The sequence below is a fragment of the Pseudomonas syringae group sp. 247E2 genome (assembly GCF_032587795.1).
Classification (GTDB): domain Bacteria; phylum Pseudomonadota; class Gammaproteobacteria; order Pseudomonadales; family Pseudomonadaceae; genus Aquipseudomonas; species Aquipseudomonas amygdali.
The window spans coordinates 17,364-31,830 of the sequence record NZ_JAWHPK010000011.1 but is presented as its reverse complement, the minus strand read 5'-3'; the positions used below and the strand labels follow the sequence as shown (position 1 = coordinate 31,830).

Genomic DNA, 14,467 nt, shown 5'->3' with positions numbered 1-14,467 from the left:
GCCCTCAGCGTGCCAGCGCGAGGGCAACCCCCTGGCCACCGCCGATGCACAGCGTGGCCAGGCCCTTCTTGGCATCGCGCCTGATCATCTCGTGCAGCAACGTCACCAGCACGCGGCAGCCCGACGCGCCAATCGGGTGGCCAAGGGCGATGGCGCCACCATTGACGTTGAGCTTTTGCGGGTCCAGCCCCAGTTCCTTGCCGACCGACAGCGACTGTGCGGCAAAGGCTTCGTTGGCTTCGATCAGGTCCAGCTCGTCCAGCGTCCAGCCAGCCTTGTCCAGACAGCGTCGGGTTGCACTGACCGGGCCGATGCCCATGATGGCCGGGTCGACACCTGCGTTGGCGTATCCGGCGACGCGCGCCAGCACTGGCAGGCCCAACTGCTCGGCTTTGGCCGCGCTCATCAGCATCACGGCGGCGGCACCGTCGTTGAGCGAAGACGCGTTACCAGCGGTGACGGTGCCGTCCTTCTTGAACGCAGGTTTGAGTTTGCCGAGTGTTTCGGCCGTGGTGCCAGCGCGGGGCTGTTCGTCAGTGGCGAATGATAATGGCTCGCCCTTGCGCTGAGGGATCAGGATCGGGGTGATCTCATCGACAAAGCGCCCGCCTTCAATGGCCGCAATCGCTTTTTGCTGAGACAGGGCAGCGAACTGATCCTGGGCTTCACGGCTGATGTCGTACTGCTGCGCGAGGTTCTCGGCGGTGATGCCCATGTGGTAGTCATTGAATGCATCCCACAGACCATCAGTGATCATGGTGTCGACCATGCTGGTGTGGCCCATGCGCAAACCGGTGCGTGCGCCCGGCAGTACGTAGTTGGACAGGCTCATGTTTTCCTGGCCGCCAGCAATGATGACCTCGGCATCACCGCAGCGAATCGCCTGGGTCGCCAGGTGCAGTGCCTTGAGACCCGAGCCGCAGACTTTGTTCAGGGTCATGGCCGGTACCGAGAAGGGCAGGCCCGCCTTGATGGCGGCCTGTCGCGCCGGGTTCTGGCCTGCGCCGGCGGTGAGCACCTGGCCCATGATGACTTCATCGACTTGCGCGCCGTCCACGCCGGTCTGCACCAGCAGTTGACGAATGACTGCAGCGCCAAGATCTACAGCAGCAATGGCAGCCAGAGAACCCTGAAAACTGCCGACGGCGGTACGGGTGGCGGCGACGATAACGACGTCCTGCATGGTGCTGATCCTCATTGTTATTGAGAGCTCATGGTGGCACAGATAGGCAGGCAGGTTCCAACCGTGAACCGCTCGGTCACGTTTTGCCGAAAACCTTTACGTAACGTCCATGCGGCGTCTGGCACGTTGCGCTGATCCGTCCCGTACGGCCCAACGCAAAATGGGCGCGGTGTTGTTGACGCCCAGGCGGATCATCCGGCGCTGCACGGGACCCTGGGTAATATCGAGCATTTCGCTGGCCCAGTCCGGCAGCAAGTCGATACCGGCACGCATCATCAACACGCCGAAAGGCTTGGCCAGCCAGTTGGGCGCAGGGGCATCGAGCAGCAGGCGCAGCACTTCGTGACTGCGTTCGTCACATACCAGTTGCCCGCGAATGTCTGCCAGATAATCAGCGATGGCCTGACGTGAGCGCGGAGCATTACGAGCCCCGAGCCGTTCGGCAACCAGCGCTGTTTCAGCGTAGTACGCGTCCTGATCGGCGAGCGACATATCCGGGTTGAAGTAGCGCAAGTGGGCTGCGAGAAAGCTGCTGACTTCGGCCACATGCACCCAGGTCAGCAAATCCGGATCGCTGGCGGCATACGGCCGGCCATCGGGCGCGGTGCCGACGATATTGAGATGAATGTTGCGCACCTTGTCGATCAGCCAGTTGGCATCTCGCGTGGAGCCGTAGGTAGTGCCGGACAGAAACTGCCCGGTGCGCCGCAGGCGGCCGAGCATGTCCTGACGAAAGTTGGAGTGGTCCCAGATGCCCGCCAGTGCCAGCGGGTGCAAAGCCTGCAGCATCAAGGCGCTGATGCCGCCGACCAGCATGCTGGTGAAGTCGCCGTGTACCTTCCAGCACACTGCCTGAGGACCAAACAGACCGGGGTCGCCCTTGGGGTTCTCCAGATCCAGCTGGCCCAGGGCCAGGCCGGTAAGGCTGATGACCTGGGTTTCGATGCGGGTGCGGATGAATTCCATGTCGTGCTCGTGCATCGGGGAGGGCGTGTATAAAACTGACTGAAGCTCGTTCGAAGCGCGGAGCGCTCATCGCCTGGCTGACTATCGTGCCGACGCTCCGCGTCGGCATGCAGTTCTGGACGCTTTGCTTCCTCTTTATGACGCAGAGCATCAGGCACGGCATTCCCACGCAGAGCGTGGGAACGATGGTCATCACCATGAGAGGGACAAATCAGCCGCGGTGACGGCCGCGGAAGTAGTTGATCAGCCCTTGGGTCGATGCATCGTCAGCCGGCTCTTCGGTGCCGCCGGTCAGACGCTGGTACACGGCCTTGCCCATCTCCTTGCCCAGTTCCACGCCCCATTGGTCAAAGGCATTGGTGCCCCAGATCACGCTCTGCACGAACACCTTGTGCTCATACATCGCCACCAGTGCGCCAAGACGACGAGGGCTGATGCGTTCGACCACCAGGGTGTTGCTCGGACGGTTACCGGGGATGACCTTGTGCGGTGCCAGTTTCTGCACCTCTTCCTCGCTCATGCCCTTCTCGCGCAGCTCGGCTTCGGCTTCGGCGCGGGTCTTGCCCATCATCAATGCCTGGCTCTGTGACAGGCAGTTCGCATACAGCCACTGGTGATGGTCGGCAACCGGGTTGAAGCTGACGATCGGCACAATGAAGTCGGCCGGAATCATCTGTGTGCCTTGATGCAGCAACTGGTGATAAGCATGCTGACCGTTGGCACCCACGCCGCCCCAGATGACCGGGCCGGTGTCGGTGGCGGTTGGCGTACCGTCCTGACGGACGCTCTTGCCGTTGGACTCCATGTCCAGTTGTTGCAGGTGTTTGGTGATGTTACGCAGGTAGTGGTCGTACGGCAGGATCGCGTGGCTTTGCGCATTCCAGAAGTTGCCGTACCAGACACCCAGCAGCGCCAGCAGCACCGGCATGTTCTGTTCGAAAGGGGCGCTCTGGAAATGCTGGTCCATCGTATAGGCGCCGGACAGCAGTTCCTTGAAGTTGGACATGCCGATAGCCAGCGCGATAGGCAGGCCGATGGCCGACCACAGCGAATAGCGACCGCCAACCCAGTCCCACATCGGGAAGATGTTTTCTTCACGGATGCCGAAGGCTACGGCTGCCGCGTTATTGCTGGAAACCGCGATGAAGTGGCGATGCAGTTCAACTTCGGAGCCGCCCTGCGCCAGGTACCAGGCGCGTGCAGCCTGAGCGTTTTTCAGGGTTTCCAGCGTGTTGAAGGACTTCGACGAGACGATGAACAGCGTGGTCTCGGCGCGAATTTTCATCGACAGTTCATGAAACTCGCTGCCATCGATGTTCGCCAGGTAATGGCAACGCACACCTTTGTGCGCGTAGGCCACCAGCGCTTCGGAGACCAGCTCCGGGCCGAGGAACGAGCCGCCGATGCCGATGTTCACCACGTCGGTGATCGGCTTTTCGGTGTAACCGCGCCACAGACCGTCGTGAATTCGGCCGACCAGTTCGGTCATCTGATTGAGTACGCGGTGTACGTCCGGCATCACATCGACACCGTTGACTTTCAACTTGTCGCCGACCGGCCGGCGCAGAGCGGTGTGCAGCGCCGGGCGACCTTCGGATGAGTTGACCAGCTCGCCATCGTATTGAGCCTTGATGGCGTCCTTGAGGTTCACTTCGCCCGCCAGGCTGACCAACAGATCACGGGTTTCGGTGGTGATCAGGTTTTTGGAGTAGTCGAGAAACAGACCGGCGCTGCTGAGGGTGAATTGGCTGAAGCGCTGCGGATCAGAATTGAACGCTTCGCGCATGCTGAAATTCTGCATGGACTGGCGGTGTTTGCTCAACGCTTGCCAGGCGGGCAGAGCGGTCACATCGGAAGGATTGCGGTAGTACGCCATCGCTGCGGGTTTCCTTTAACTGGTTCTGTCTTTGGATATTCTTGGGGCGAGGTCGCAAGCTTTCTCACGGGCTATACATAGCAGACTACCCTTCGCGTACCCGTTTGTCTGCGCCTCGCCTTACATGACCCCGGTACTTTTTCGCACACAAGAAACCGGGGCTTGCGCTCAAATGCTGTCGGTTGTGGTTCAGGCAACCTGTACCGGTATGGCATTGCCGGTGTGGCTTAGTTCATTGCCCCGGCGCATCCCGTCAGCTTCTGGTCAGGTGCAGATTGTCGATCAGGCGGGTTTTACCCAGGAATGCGGCAGCGAGGATGACCACGTCGCGATTTTCGGCAGTGGTCGGACGCAGGCTGGTGGCGTCACGTATTTCCAGATAATCGATACGAAAACCGGCTGCCTCCAGTTGCTGCTTCTTGCTCGTCAGCAGTGCGTCGAAATCCTGCTCGCCTGCGCTGATCGCGTCGGCAGTCTGGCGGATGGCCTGATACAGCGCGGGTGCCGCAGCGCGCTGAGCTTCATTCAGATAACCGTTACGCGAGGACAGCGCCAGACCGTCGTCGGCACGCACGGTAGGTTCTCCGATGATCTGGATCGGCATGTTCAGGTCACGGACCATGGCGCGAATCACCGCCAGCTGCTGGAAGTCTTTTTCGCCGAAAATCGCCAGGTCTGGCTGCACCATGTTGAAGAGCTTGCTGACGACTGTAGCAACGCCCTCGAAATGGCCGGGACGGCTCGCACCGCACAGGCCTTGCGACAGGTGTGGCACGCTGACCAGCGTCTGATCGGCCATGCCGTGCGGGTACATTTCCTCGACGCTTGGGGTGAACAGCAGGTTGCACCCGGCCTGCAGAAGTTTTTCCTGATCGGCCGCCAGGGTGCGAGGGTAAGTGGCCAAGTCTTCGTTGGGGCCGAACTGCAGCGGATTGACGAAAATGGTGGCGACCACGAAGTCGGCACGTTGGGCCGCCTTGGCAACCAGTGCGGCGTGGCCGCTGTGCAGGTTGCCCATGGTCGGGGTCAACGCGATCCGTTTGCCTTCGCTGCGTGCCCGCGCAACGGCGGCACGCAGTTCCTGTACGGTCTTTACTGTGTTCATGCCGAGAATCCGTGTTCAGTTGCTGGAAAGCTGACGTCTTTGACCGCGGCCACGTAGGCCTGGATAGCCGACTGGATATCGGGCTGACCGGTCATGAAGTTTTTCACGAATTTGGGTACGCGCCCGCTGATGGACAGGCCCAGCATGTCGTGCAGCACCAGTACCTGGCCGTCGGTAGCGCTGCCTGCGCCAATACCGATGACCGGAATTTTCACCGCCTGGGTGATTTCTTCGGCGAGTTCGCTCGGCACACACTCCAACAGGATCATCGCTGCGCCCGCCTGTTCCAGCGCGATCGCGTCGGCACGCATCTGCCGTGCCTGTGCTTCCAGTCGACCCTGAACCTTATAGCCGCCCAGTACGTTGACTGCCTGCGGCGTCAGGCCCATGTGTGCGCACACCGGGATGCCGCGTTCTGCCAGCAAACGGATCGACTCGCCAAGCCATGCAGCGCCTTCGACCTTGATCATGTGCGCACCTGCCTGCATCAGCGTCGCGCTGTTGATGAAGGTTTGCTCCAGCGTGGCGTTGGCCATGAACGGCAGGTCAGCGAGAATCATCGCGCCCTGATTACCGCGTTTCACACAGGCAACGTGGTACGCGGTTTCGGCGGTCGTGACGGGCAGGGTGCTGTCGTGACCCTGCAGGACCATGCCCAGCGAGTCGCCTATCAGCAGCACTTCGACACCCGCCTGGGAGGCCGTGTGGGCGAAGGTTGCGTCGTAGCAGGTCAGCATGGTGATCTTCTCACCCTTCTGCTTCATGGCCAGCAGCGACGTAACGGTTATGTTCGGCATGTAAAGTCCTCCATCAGGCGCTGTGAAGACGGGTGTTCAGCGCGTGAGAGTCATCCTGGAAAAGCAGGCACACCGTCGTGTCGCGGTGTTTTGCAAAGGCCTGTTTCGCGCCCGTTCGCCTGTGGTGCGGCGGCGGGAGGCCTATCTTCGTGAGGAGGGGGCGTGAAGTCAATTGAAGGTGTTACCTGTGCGTCGGACCGGTTACACATGTGCGGTGACAGACAGGCTTTATGCCTCGGCGGGCAGGCGTTCAAGGCCCGTAAACGGGCAGTCTTCGAGTAGACGATCGAGTTCGCGTCCGTCGGCCAGCGTCAGGCCTGGGGCCAGCTCTGCCAGCGGGTACAGCACGAATGCCCGCGCCTGCATGTGGTAATGCGGCACCTTGAGGCGCGGTTCATCGATCAGGCGATTGCCGAACAGCAGAATGTCGAGGTCCAGCGTGCGAGGCCCCCAGCGTTCATGGCGTTCGCGGCCCTGATCCAGCTCGATGGCCTGTAGCGCGTCAAGCAGGGTCAGTGGCGTCAGGGTAGTGTCGAGTGCTGCGACGGCGTTGGTAAAGCGCGGCTGGCCGGGCAGCAACGAGTCGCTGACATAGAACGAAGACACGCCGGTCAGTTCACAATCGGGTAGTTGCGCCATTGCCTTGAGGGCACTGCGCAGTTGCTCGGCCGGGTCAGCAAGATTGCTGCCCAGGCCGATGTAAACGCGTTCAGTGGTCAACAGCGGTTCATTCACCGCTTTGCGCCTCGCCGGTGGTGCGCTTGCGTTTGGCACCGCTGTTACGACGACGCTTGCGTGGCGCTGCGCCCGCCGCTTCGGGCTTGTTACTCAGGTCACGAATCATGTCGCGGCGTTCGCTGTCGTTGCAGTCCTGATAATCGGTCCACCACTGGCCCAGACCATCGGTCTGCTCGCCCGCAGCTTCACGCAACAGGAGGAAATCGTAACCCGCACGGAACCTTGAGTTGTCCAGCAACAGGTCTGCACGTTTGCCCGAACGGCGCGGCAGGCGCTCCTGCATATCCCAGATCTCGCGGATCGGCAGCGTGAAGCGCTTTGGAATCGCGATGCGCTGGCATTGCTCGATAATCAGTTCGTGAGCGGCCTCCTGCATGGCTGCAATCGGCGGCATGCCGCGCTCCTGGGCGCGCAGTACCTTGGCCGGCAGGGCAGGCCAGAGCAGCGCGGCAAACAGGAATGCCGGCGTGACCGGTTTGTTCTGCTTGATGCGCAGGTCGGTGTTGATCAGGGCATTGCTGATCAGTGTATGGGTGTAGGTCGGGTTGTATTCCAGCGCCTTGGAACTGGCCGGGAACAGCGGTTCGAACAGTTCAAGGTCCACCAGCATTTCAAAGGTGGGAGCAGCATGCCCGGAGAGGAACAGTTTGAGCACTTCTTCGAACAGGCGTGCCGACGGAATATCGCGCAGCATCGGTGCCAGCGAGCGAATCGGTTGGGCGCTGTGCTTTTCGATGCCGAAGTCCAGCTTGGCAGCAAAGCGCACCGCACGCAGCATGCGCACCGGGTCTTCCTTGTAGCGTTGCTCGGGGTCGCCGATCAGGCGGATCAGACGGTTACGAATGTCGTGTACGCCATTGGCGTAATCCAGAACACGCTCGCTGACCGGATCGTAATACAGCGCGTTGATCGTGAAGTCGCGACGCTGGGCGTCCTCTTCAAGCGTGCCGTACACGTTGTCACGCAGAATGCGCCCGCTTTCATTGCGCGAGGACTGGTTGCTGTCCTCTTCTTCGTCATCCTGGGGATGATTGGCGCGGAAGGTCGCCACTTCGATGATTTCACGACCGAAATGGATATGCACCAGCTTGAACCGGCGGCCAATGATTCGCGCATTACGGAATTCGGCACGCACTTGTTCCGGCGTGGCGCTGGTGGCGACGTCGAAATCCTTGGGCGTGATATTGAGCATCATGTCGCGTACACAGCCACCGACCAGATAGGCCTGGTAGCCAGCGTTCTGCAGGCGTTCGACGATATTAACGGCATAACGGCTGAACTGGCTGCGTTGCAGCGAATGCTGGCTGCTATTGAGCACTTCAGGCGTGGTACGCGTATGTTGCTGCGGTTTGCGCAGTGGGGAACGAAATGACTGGAACAACTTCTTCAGCATGGGATGCACTGTTTGAAGGAATATTCGGCCAAAAACGTGGAATGACCGCATGATGGGCGGGGATTCTAGCATTTAGTCGGGGGATGGTGTAGGAAGCTGTCGCGGAAGGGCAAACGATGGCGCGTATTAACGCTGGGGAAGCTACTGGGGGAGCCGAAGCTCCCCCAAAGTGTGTGCTCTTTATTATTGTTTTCTGTATGGGCTTCTTGTTTTTGTTGAGTGCCCATTCACGAGACCTTCGTCTGTGAAACCTCCCAATCGGGAGTCAAGAGCAAACGGATTGCTTTGGTCGCTGCGTTGCAATGATCATTCGATCCAACCAGTTCAGGCTCTACCTAAGGGTAGTTTTTGTTGTTCTCGGCCTGGTTGCGGGGCAAGCCCCAAATACAACTCCTCTCCAAAAGAATCAGTTAGCTGCGCCTCCGCCGTGTTGTTCTTGTTATGCGTGAGTCGATTCGTGTTGTTTTTATTATGGGTGTCGTACTGCTTGTTGTTTTTCTTGTACTAAGCATATAGCAGAAGCTGTGCCAACTTTTGCGAAGCCCCGTAAACCGGGCGTTTGCGGGCGAAAGGCGGTTGTTGCGGGCATAAAAAAGCCGGGCCTGCGTTACCGTAAGACCCGGCTTTTGTTACGTGAAGTGTTTGCGGTAACAGTTTCTACCCGCTCTGCGCACCGCGTGCCAGAGCCTTTTGCCGCTTTTTACGTCTCGTTGGCGACGCCCTTGCGACGCGGAATGCCCAGACGCTGACGACGTTCCCACAGACACTTGCGACTGACGCCCAGTTTGCGCGCCAGCTCGGTTTCAGTCATGTGGTCCTGATGCTCCAGAACGAAGTGTTGGAAATAGTCCTCAAGCGACAGGTCTTCGGCCGGCTCATTGCCCGTCGAGCTGGAAGACCCCGGCAGCGGTGCCATGCCCATGTACTCGTCGTCATCCAGACCGTCGAGCTCGATGTCGATGCCCAGCAGGTCTGCGGTGATTTCCGGGTTTTCGCACAGGATCACCGAGCGCTCCACCGCATTTTCCAGTTCGCGTACGTTGCCTGGCCAACTGTAATGGCGAATGGCTTGTTCGGCGTCGGGGGAAAACTTCAGGTCGTCGCGACCGACCTTGGCGCTCTGGCGTACCAGAAACGCACGGGCGATTTCCAGAATATCGCTGCCACGCTCGCGCAGAGCGGGGAGTTTCAGGGCGATGACGTGCAGGCGGTAGAACAGGTCTTCACGAAACTCGCCATTTTTGGCCAGTGTCTTGAGGTCGCGGTGGGTTGCGGCGATCAGGCGTACATCAACCTTTTGCGATTGCACCGAGCCGACACGACGAATCTCGCCTTCCTGCAAAACGCGCAGTAGGCGTGCCTGGGCTTCCAGAGGCAGCTCGCCGATTTCATCGAGAAACAGCGTGCCCCCGTCAGCAGCTTCAACCAGACCAGCACGACCTGCACTGGCACCGGTGAATGCGCCTTTCTCGTGACCGAACAATTCAGACTCGATCAGCGATTCAGGGATGGCCGCACAGTTGACCGAAATCATCGGCGCCTTGGCACGGCGTGACAGGTTGTGCAGGGCGCGGGCGACCAGTTCTTTACCGGTGCCCGACTCGCCCTGAACCAGAACATTGGAATCGGTCGGTGCCACTTTGCGGATCTTGCTGTAGAGATCCAGCATGGGCGGGCAAGAACCGATAATGCCTATCTCGCCATTATTATTCTGTGCCGGGCCTTTTTCAGCGCCGTTAGCCTTGGCAAGGGCGTTACGCTCGTCCTGAAGCCCCTTGACCGTCTGGCGATCACGCAGGATTCGCGAGACTGCCTGCAGCATTTCATCGTGATCGAAGGGTTTGGCGATGTAATCCACAGCCCCCATCTTCATCGAATCGACCGCTGAGCGCAGGCTGGCGTAACTGGTCATGATCAGCACCGGTTTGCCTTCGCCGAGCTTGATCAGTTCGGTACCCGGCGCGCCTGGCAGGCGCAGGTCGCTGACGATCAGATCAAAAGACGGAATGCTGAAGCGCTCCTGAGCTTCCTGAACGGAGCCGGCCTCACTGACTTCATACTGATTGCGTTCAAGCAGGCGACGCAGGGCTGAGCGGATAATCGTTTCGTCTTCGACGATCAAAATATGCGGCATTGATTCAGTTCTCTCGACGGTCTCAGTTCACGGTGGACGTCGCGTCGACATGACGTGGCAAGGTCACCCGAATACGGGTTCCACGCTGCTGCTCGGGATCGGCCGGGCTGTCGATAGTGATTTGTCCATAATGCTCTTCAACGATGGAATAGACCAGCGCGAGGCCAAGTCCGGTTCCTTCGCCAGGCTCCTTGGTAGTGAAGAACGGCTCGAACAATCGGTCCATGATTGCCTTTGAAATCCCACTGCCTTCGTCTTCGACGATCAGGTCCACCGTGTGCTCGGATACTTCGCTTCTGACCCTGACCGCACTGCCTGCCGGGGACGCATCGCGGGCATTGGAGAGCAGGTTGATCAGCACTTGTGCCAAGCGCTGCGGGTCGCCGACAGCCCAATGTTCGGGGTTGCACAGGTTATAGAAGTGTACTTCGAAATTGCGCCGGTTCAGCGCCAGCAGACCAATAGCATCCTGAGCCACCACAGCCAGACAAACGGCCTCGTCGCTGTGCTGATGAGCCCCCGCGTGGGCAAAGCTCATCAATGACTGGACAATGCGCGACACACGTTTGGTCTGTTCAAGTATCTGACTGCTGATTTCTTTCAGTTCGCCGTCTTCTTCACGCTCTTCACGCAGGTTTTGCGCGAGACAGGCAATGCCGGTGATCGGGTTGCCGATTTCGTGCGCCACGCCTGCTGCCAGTCGACCAATGCTGGCCAGCCGCTCTGAGTGCACCAGCTTGTCTTCAAGCATCTGCGTGTCGGTCAGGTCCTCGACCAGCACCACCAGGCCACTGTTGCCAGGGGCGAGAGGCTCGTTGATGGCCGCCTTGTGCAGGTTTAGCCAGCGGGTCTGGCCGTCCAGACCGAGTTTCTGCTTGTGCAGGTGCTCATCGGGCAGGCTGGCAAAGCCGGTAAGCAGGCTTTTCCAGGGTTCGGCAATGGTTTCCAGTCGCGAACCGACCACGCGCTGGGCGACGATGCCGGTCAGCTCTTCCATCGCCCTGTTCCACATCAGTATCTCCTGATCTTCGGCCAGCGAGCACACACCCATCGGCAGTTCCTGCAGGGTCTGGCGGTGGTAGCGGCGCAGGGCGTCGAGTTCGGCAGCAAGGCCGGTCAGGCGCGAGTGGTAGTCCTCAAGACGGCTTTCAATAAAATGTATGTCTTCGGTGACATATTTTTCGCTGCCCGATTTGTACGGCAGGAAGGTTTCCACCATGTCCTGGGCGACACTTGGCCCCATCAACCCGGACAGGTTGGCCTCGATCCTGTCGCGCAGGCGGCGCAGGGCATAAGGACGGCGCTCGTCGAATGGCAGGTACAGATCGCGCAGCGCCTGTTCGACTTCCTTCTGTGCGGCTTTCGCGCCCAGCGGCTTGGCCAGTTGGGTGGCGAATTCCTGGGGCGACACGGCATGCAGTTCACGGCGTTGCGGTCGGCGCACGTTATCGACCGCGCAGGCCTCGGCTGCACCGACTTCTTCAGGGCTGGCATTGGTGAACAGGGATATCAGGGTGAACAACAACACGTTGGCCGCGAGAGACGCGATAGCTGCCATGTGCCAGCTGGTGTCGTCCAGCACGTAGATCATGTTCAGCCAGGGGATATAAAAGCCCTGCAGGTTGCCGATCAGCGGCAGCAGCATGCTGACTGCCCAGACCGCAATGCCGGCCAGCAGGCCTGCGATGAAGCCTCGCCGGTTGGCGGTCGGCCAGTAAAGCACCGACAGTACGCCCGGCAGGAATTGCAGCGTCGCAACGAAAGCGACGATGCCGAGATTGGCCAGATCCTGCTGGGCACCGAGCAGCAGATAGAAGCCGTAACCCAAGGCAATGATCGCCACGATCAGCCCGCGTCGCGTCCACTTCAGCCAGCGGTAGATGTTGCCCTCGGCTGGCGGCTGATAAAGCGGCAGCACCAGATGGTTGAGGGCCATGCCGGACAGCGCCAGCGTAGTCACGATGATCAGCCCGCTGGCCGCCGACAGTCCACCGATATAGGCGAGCAGGGCCAACGACTTGCTGTTGGCCGCGATACCGATCCCGAGGGTGAAGTATTCCGGGCTGGTCGTGGCCCCGAGTTTGAGCCCGGCCCAGAGGATCAGTGGAACAGCGAGGCTGATCAACAGCAGAAACAGTGGCAGCCCCCAACTGGCGCTGACCAGCGAGCGCGGGTTGAGGTTTTCAGTGAAGGTCATGTGATACATGTGCGGCATGACAATCGCCGAGGCGAAGAACACCAGCAGCAGGGTGCGCCAGGGGCCTTCCTGCAACGGCGTGTGCAGCGAGGCGAGGGCGGTCTGGTTCTGCAACAGCCACAGTTCCAGCTGTTGCGGGCCGTCGAACACGCCATACAAGGCGTACAGCCCGACACCGCCCAGTGCGATCAGCTTGATCAGCGATTCGAAGGCGATGGCGAATACCAGCCCTTCGTGCTTCTCACGGGTTGCGATGTGCCGTGAGCCAAAGAAAATAGTGAACAGGGTGATCAGCGCGCAAAACGCTACGGCCACCCGATCCTGCACCGGTTCGCGGGTCAGAATGCCGATGGAGTCGGCCACTGCCTGAATCTGCAAGGCCAGCAACGGCAGTACGCCGATCAGCATGAATACGGTGGTCAGCGCACCAGCCCAGGTGCTGCGAAAGCGGAAGGCAAACAAATCGGCCAGCGATGAAAGCTGATAGGTGCGGGTGATTCTGAGGATCGGGTAGAGCAGCACTGGCGCAAGCAGGAATGCACCGGAAACCCCCAGGTAGCTGGACAGAAAACCGTAGCCATACTGATAGGCCAGGCCGACCGTGCCATAAAACGCCCAGGCGCTGGCGTACACGCCCAGTGACAGGGTGTAGGTCAACGGATGACGGATGATCCAGCGTGGAATAAGGCCATGCTCGCTGACCCAGGCTACACCGAACAGCACCAGCAGGTAGGCGGCGCTGACCATCAGCATCTGCGTCAGACTAAAGCTCATCGGCATCTCGCTGGCTCTGCAGAATGAAAGTCACCACGATCAGGATCAGCCACAGCATGTAGGGGCGATACCAGGCACCGGTCGCATCGATCCACCAGTCCATGATGGCCGGAGAGAACAGATAGATGCCTACCACCAGAAGCAAAACCAACCGGTATATGTACATCTGGTCTCCCTGTGCTGGTAGATGAGGAGCGGCATGTTAACGGATGCCGGATAACCTGCAAGCATACTTGCGTCGCAGTTTGCGGCGACCGCTCTGGATCAGTCTATCCGGGCTTCTTCAATATTGCGTAGTCTGGGGATCAGGTCGGCGTTCCAGTGGCGGATTCCCCAGGCAAGCACTTCCTGCGCGGTGCCATCGGTCATGTGCGTATCGAGTGGTTGCCCCAGTGCCCGCAACGCCCGAATCAGCAGAGGGGTGGCCTGTTCGGCCGGCAACGGTGGCGAGCGATAGGATTTGCCGAGCTTGTGGCCATCCGGCTGGGTGATCAGCGGCACATGCAGGTAGCGTGGCTGGGGCAAGCCCAGCAGTTCCTGCAAGTACAACTGGCGGGGCGTCGAGTCCAGCAGGTCGGCACCGCGCACGATATCGGTCACGCCTTGCCAGGCGTCATCGATTATCACGGCGAGCTGATAGGCATACAGGCCGTCGCGCCTGCGGATCACGAAGTCACCGCTTTCGCGTCCCAGGTGCATTTTGAATGTGCCCTGCACACGGTCTTCGAAGCGATATTCAAGCTCCGGGACCCGGATGCGGATTGCGGCATTCTCGGGCGCATGTCCCGCATTGCGGCAAAAACCGGGATACACGCCTTCAAACGGCTCGAGCTGTTTGCGTGAGCAGGTGCAGGCATAGGCCAGGCCATGATTGAACCAGCGCTGGAGTATTTCGGCGTATGCATCATGGCGCTCGCTCTGCCGAGCCATCTCGCCATCCCATTCAAAGCCGTAGCGCTCAAGGGTTTCAAGAATCGCGGCTTGCGCGCCGGCCACCTCGCGCGGCGGGTCCAGGTCTTCCATGCGTAACAGCCACTGGCCGCCGACTGCGCGAGCGTCCAGATAGGACGCCAGCGCTGCGACCAGCGAGCCAAAATGCAGATAACCACTGGGAGTCGGCGCAAAGCGCCCGATATAGGCCGGTTTTTTCATGGGCGGGATGTTACGGGTGGCTAGCTTGAGTGGGCAAGCGAAACGCGGTTGGTCTTCACGCGGACTCTAGTGACGATGTTCACTCTGCGCCGCGTTGCTCGTCCAAGACCGGACGCAGAGCGTCCAGAATGGCATGCGACGCGAAGCGTCGC

General features: G+C 60.1%; 11 protein-coding genes. All 11 read right to left on the bottom strand.

Annotated elements, in window-relative coordinates; genetic code table 11:
* Window positions 1-4: 4 nt before the first annotated feature.
* The 11 genes from RYC18_RS13190 to gluQRS all read right to left on the bottom strand — a co-directional run bounded on the left by RYC18_RS13190 (window position 5) and on the right by gluQRS (window position 14,315).
* Complete coding sequence (locus RYC18_RS13190; RefSeq protein ID WP_005745511.1) at window positions 5-1,183, bottom strand: acetyl-CoA C-acetyltransferase; 1,179 nt, start codon at window positions 1,181-1,183, stop codon at window positions 5-7.
* A 96-nt stretch (window positions 1,184-1,279) separates the two neighbouring features.
* The gene (locus RYC18_RS13185) at window positions 1,280-2,149 is read right to left on the bottom strand and encodes an oxygenase MpaB family protein (RefSeq protein WP_316886217.1); all 870 of its coding nucleotides are present in this window, start codon (window positions 2,147-2,149) and stop codon (window positions 1,280-1,282) included.
* 211 nt (window positions 2,150-2,360) lie between these two features.
* The gene (gene pgi / locus RYC18_RS13180; protein WP_005745513.1) at window positions 2,361-4,025 is read right to left on the bottom strand and encodes a glucose-6-phosphate isomerase; all 1,665 of its coding nucleotides are present in this window, start codon (window positions 4,023-4,025) and stop codon (window positions 2,361-2,363) included.
* A 253-nt stretch (window positions 4,026-4,278) separates the two neighbouring features.
* Window positions 4,279-5,130 carry a pantoate--beta-alanine ligase gene (gene panC, locus RYC18_RS13175; protein WP_004658627.1) on the bottom strand — a complete coding sequence of 284 codons (852 nt, stop codon included), beginning with the start codon at window positions 5,128-5,130 and terminating at the stop codon, window positions 4,279-4,281.
* Window positions 5,127-5,927 carry a 3-methyl-2-oxobutanoate hydroxymethyltransferase gene (panB, locus tag RYC18_RS13170; RefSeq protein WP_005745516.1) on the bottom strand — a complete coding sequence of 267 codons (801 nt, stop codon included), beginning with the start codon at window positions 5,925-5,927 and terminating at the stop codon, window positions 5,127-5,129. Before panB ends, panC begins: the two co-directional genes overlap by 4 nt.
* A 228-nt stretch (window positions 5,928-6,155) precedes the next feature.
* Window positions 6,156-6,662 carry a 2-amino-4-hydroxy-6-hydroxymethyldihydropteridine diphosphokinase gene (folK, locus tag RYC18_RS13165; protein ID WP_057422506.1) on the bottom strand — a complete coding sequence of 169 codons (507 nt, stop codon included), beginning with the start codon at window positions 6,660-6,662 and terminating at the stop codon, window positions 6,156-6,158.
* Window positions 6,655-8,058 carry a polynucleotide adenylyltransferase PcnB gene (locus RYC18_RS13160; RefSeq protein WP_005745518.1) on the bottom strand — a complete coding sequence of 468 codons (1,404 nt, stop codon included), beginning with the start codon at window positions 8,056-8,058 and terminating at the stop codon, window positions 6,655-6,657. Before RYC18_RS13160 ends, folK begins: the two co-directional genes overlap by 8 nt.
* 700 nt (window positions 8,059-8,758) lie before the next feature.
* Window positions 8,759-10,192 (bottom strand): sigma-54-dependent transcriptional regulator, encoded by a 1,434-nt coding sequence (locus RYC18_RS13155; RefSeq protein WP_004663726.1) that lies wholly within the window; start codon window positions 10,190-10,192, stop codon window positions 8,759-8,761.
* A 22-nt stretch (window positions 10,193-10,214) separates the two neighbouring features.
* Window positions 10,215-13,169 carry a sensor histidine kinase gene (locus tag RYC18_RS13150; protein ID WP_005732364.1) on the bottom strand — a complete coding sequence of 985 codons (2,955 nt, stop codon included), beginning with the start codon at window positions 13,167-13,169 and terminating at the stop codon, window positions 10,215-10,217.
* Complete coding sequence (locus RYC18_RS13145; RefSeq protein WP_002552060.1) at window positions 13,153-13,329, bottom strand: hypothetical protein; 177 nt, start codon at window positions 13,327-13,329, stop codon at window positions 13,153-13,155. Before RYC18_RS13145 ends, RYC18_RS13150 begins: the two co-directional genes overlap by 17 nt.
* A 98-nt stretch (window positions 13,330-13,427) precedes the next feature.
* A complete protein-coding gene (gene gluQRS / locus RYC18_RS13140) occupies window positions 13,428-14,315 on the bottom strand; it encodes a tRNA glutamyl-Q(34) synthetase GluQRS (protein ID WP_002552061.1) in 888 nt (295 codons plus the stop codon).
* Window positions 14,316-14,467 lie beyond the last annotated feature (152 nt).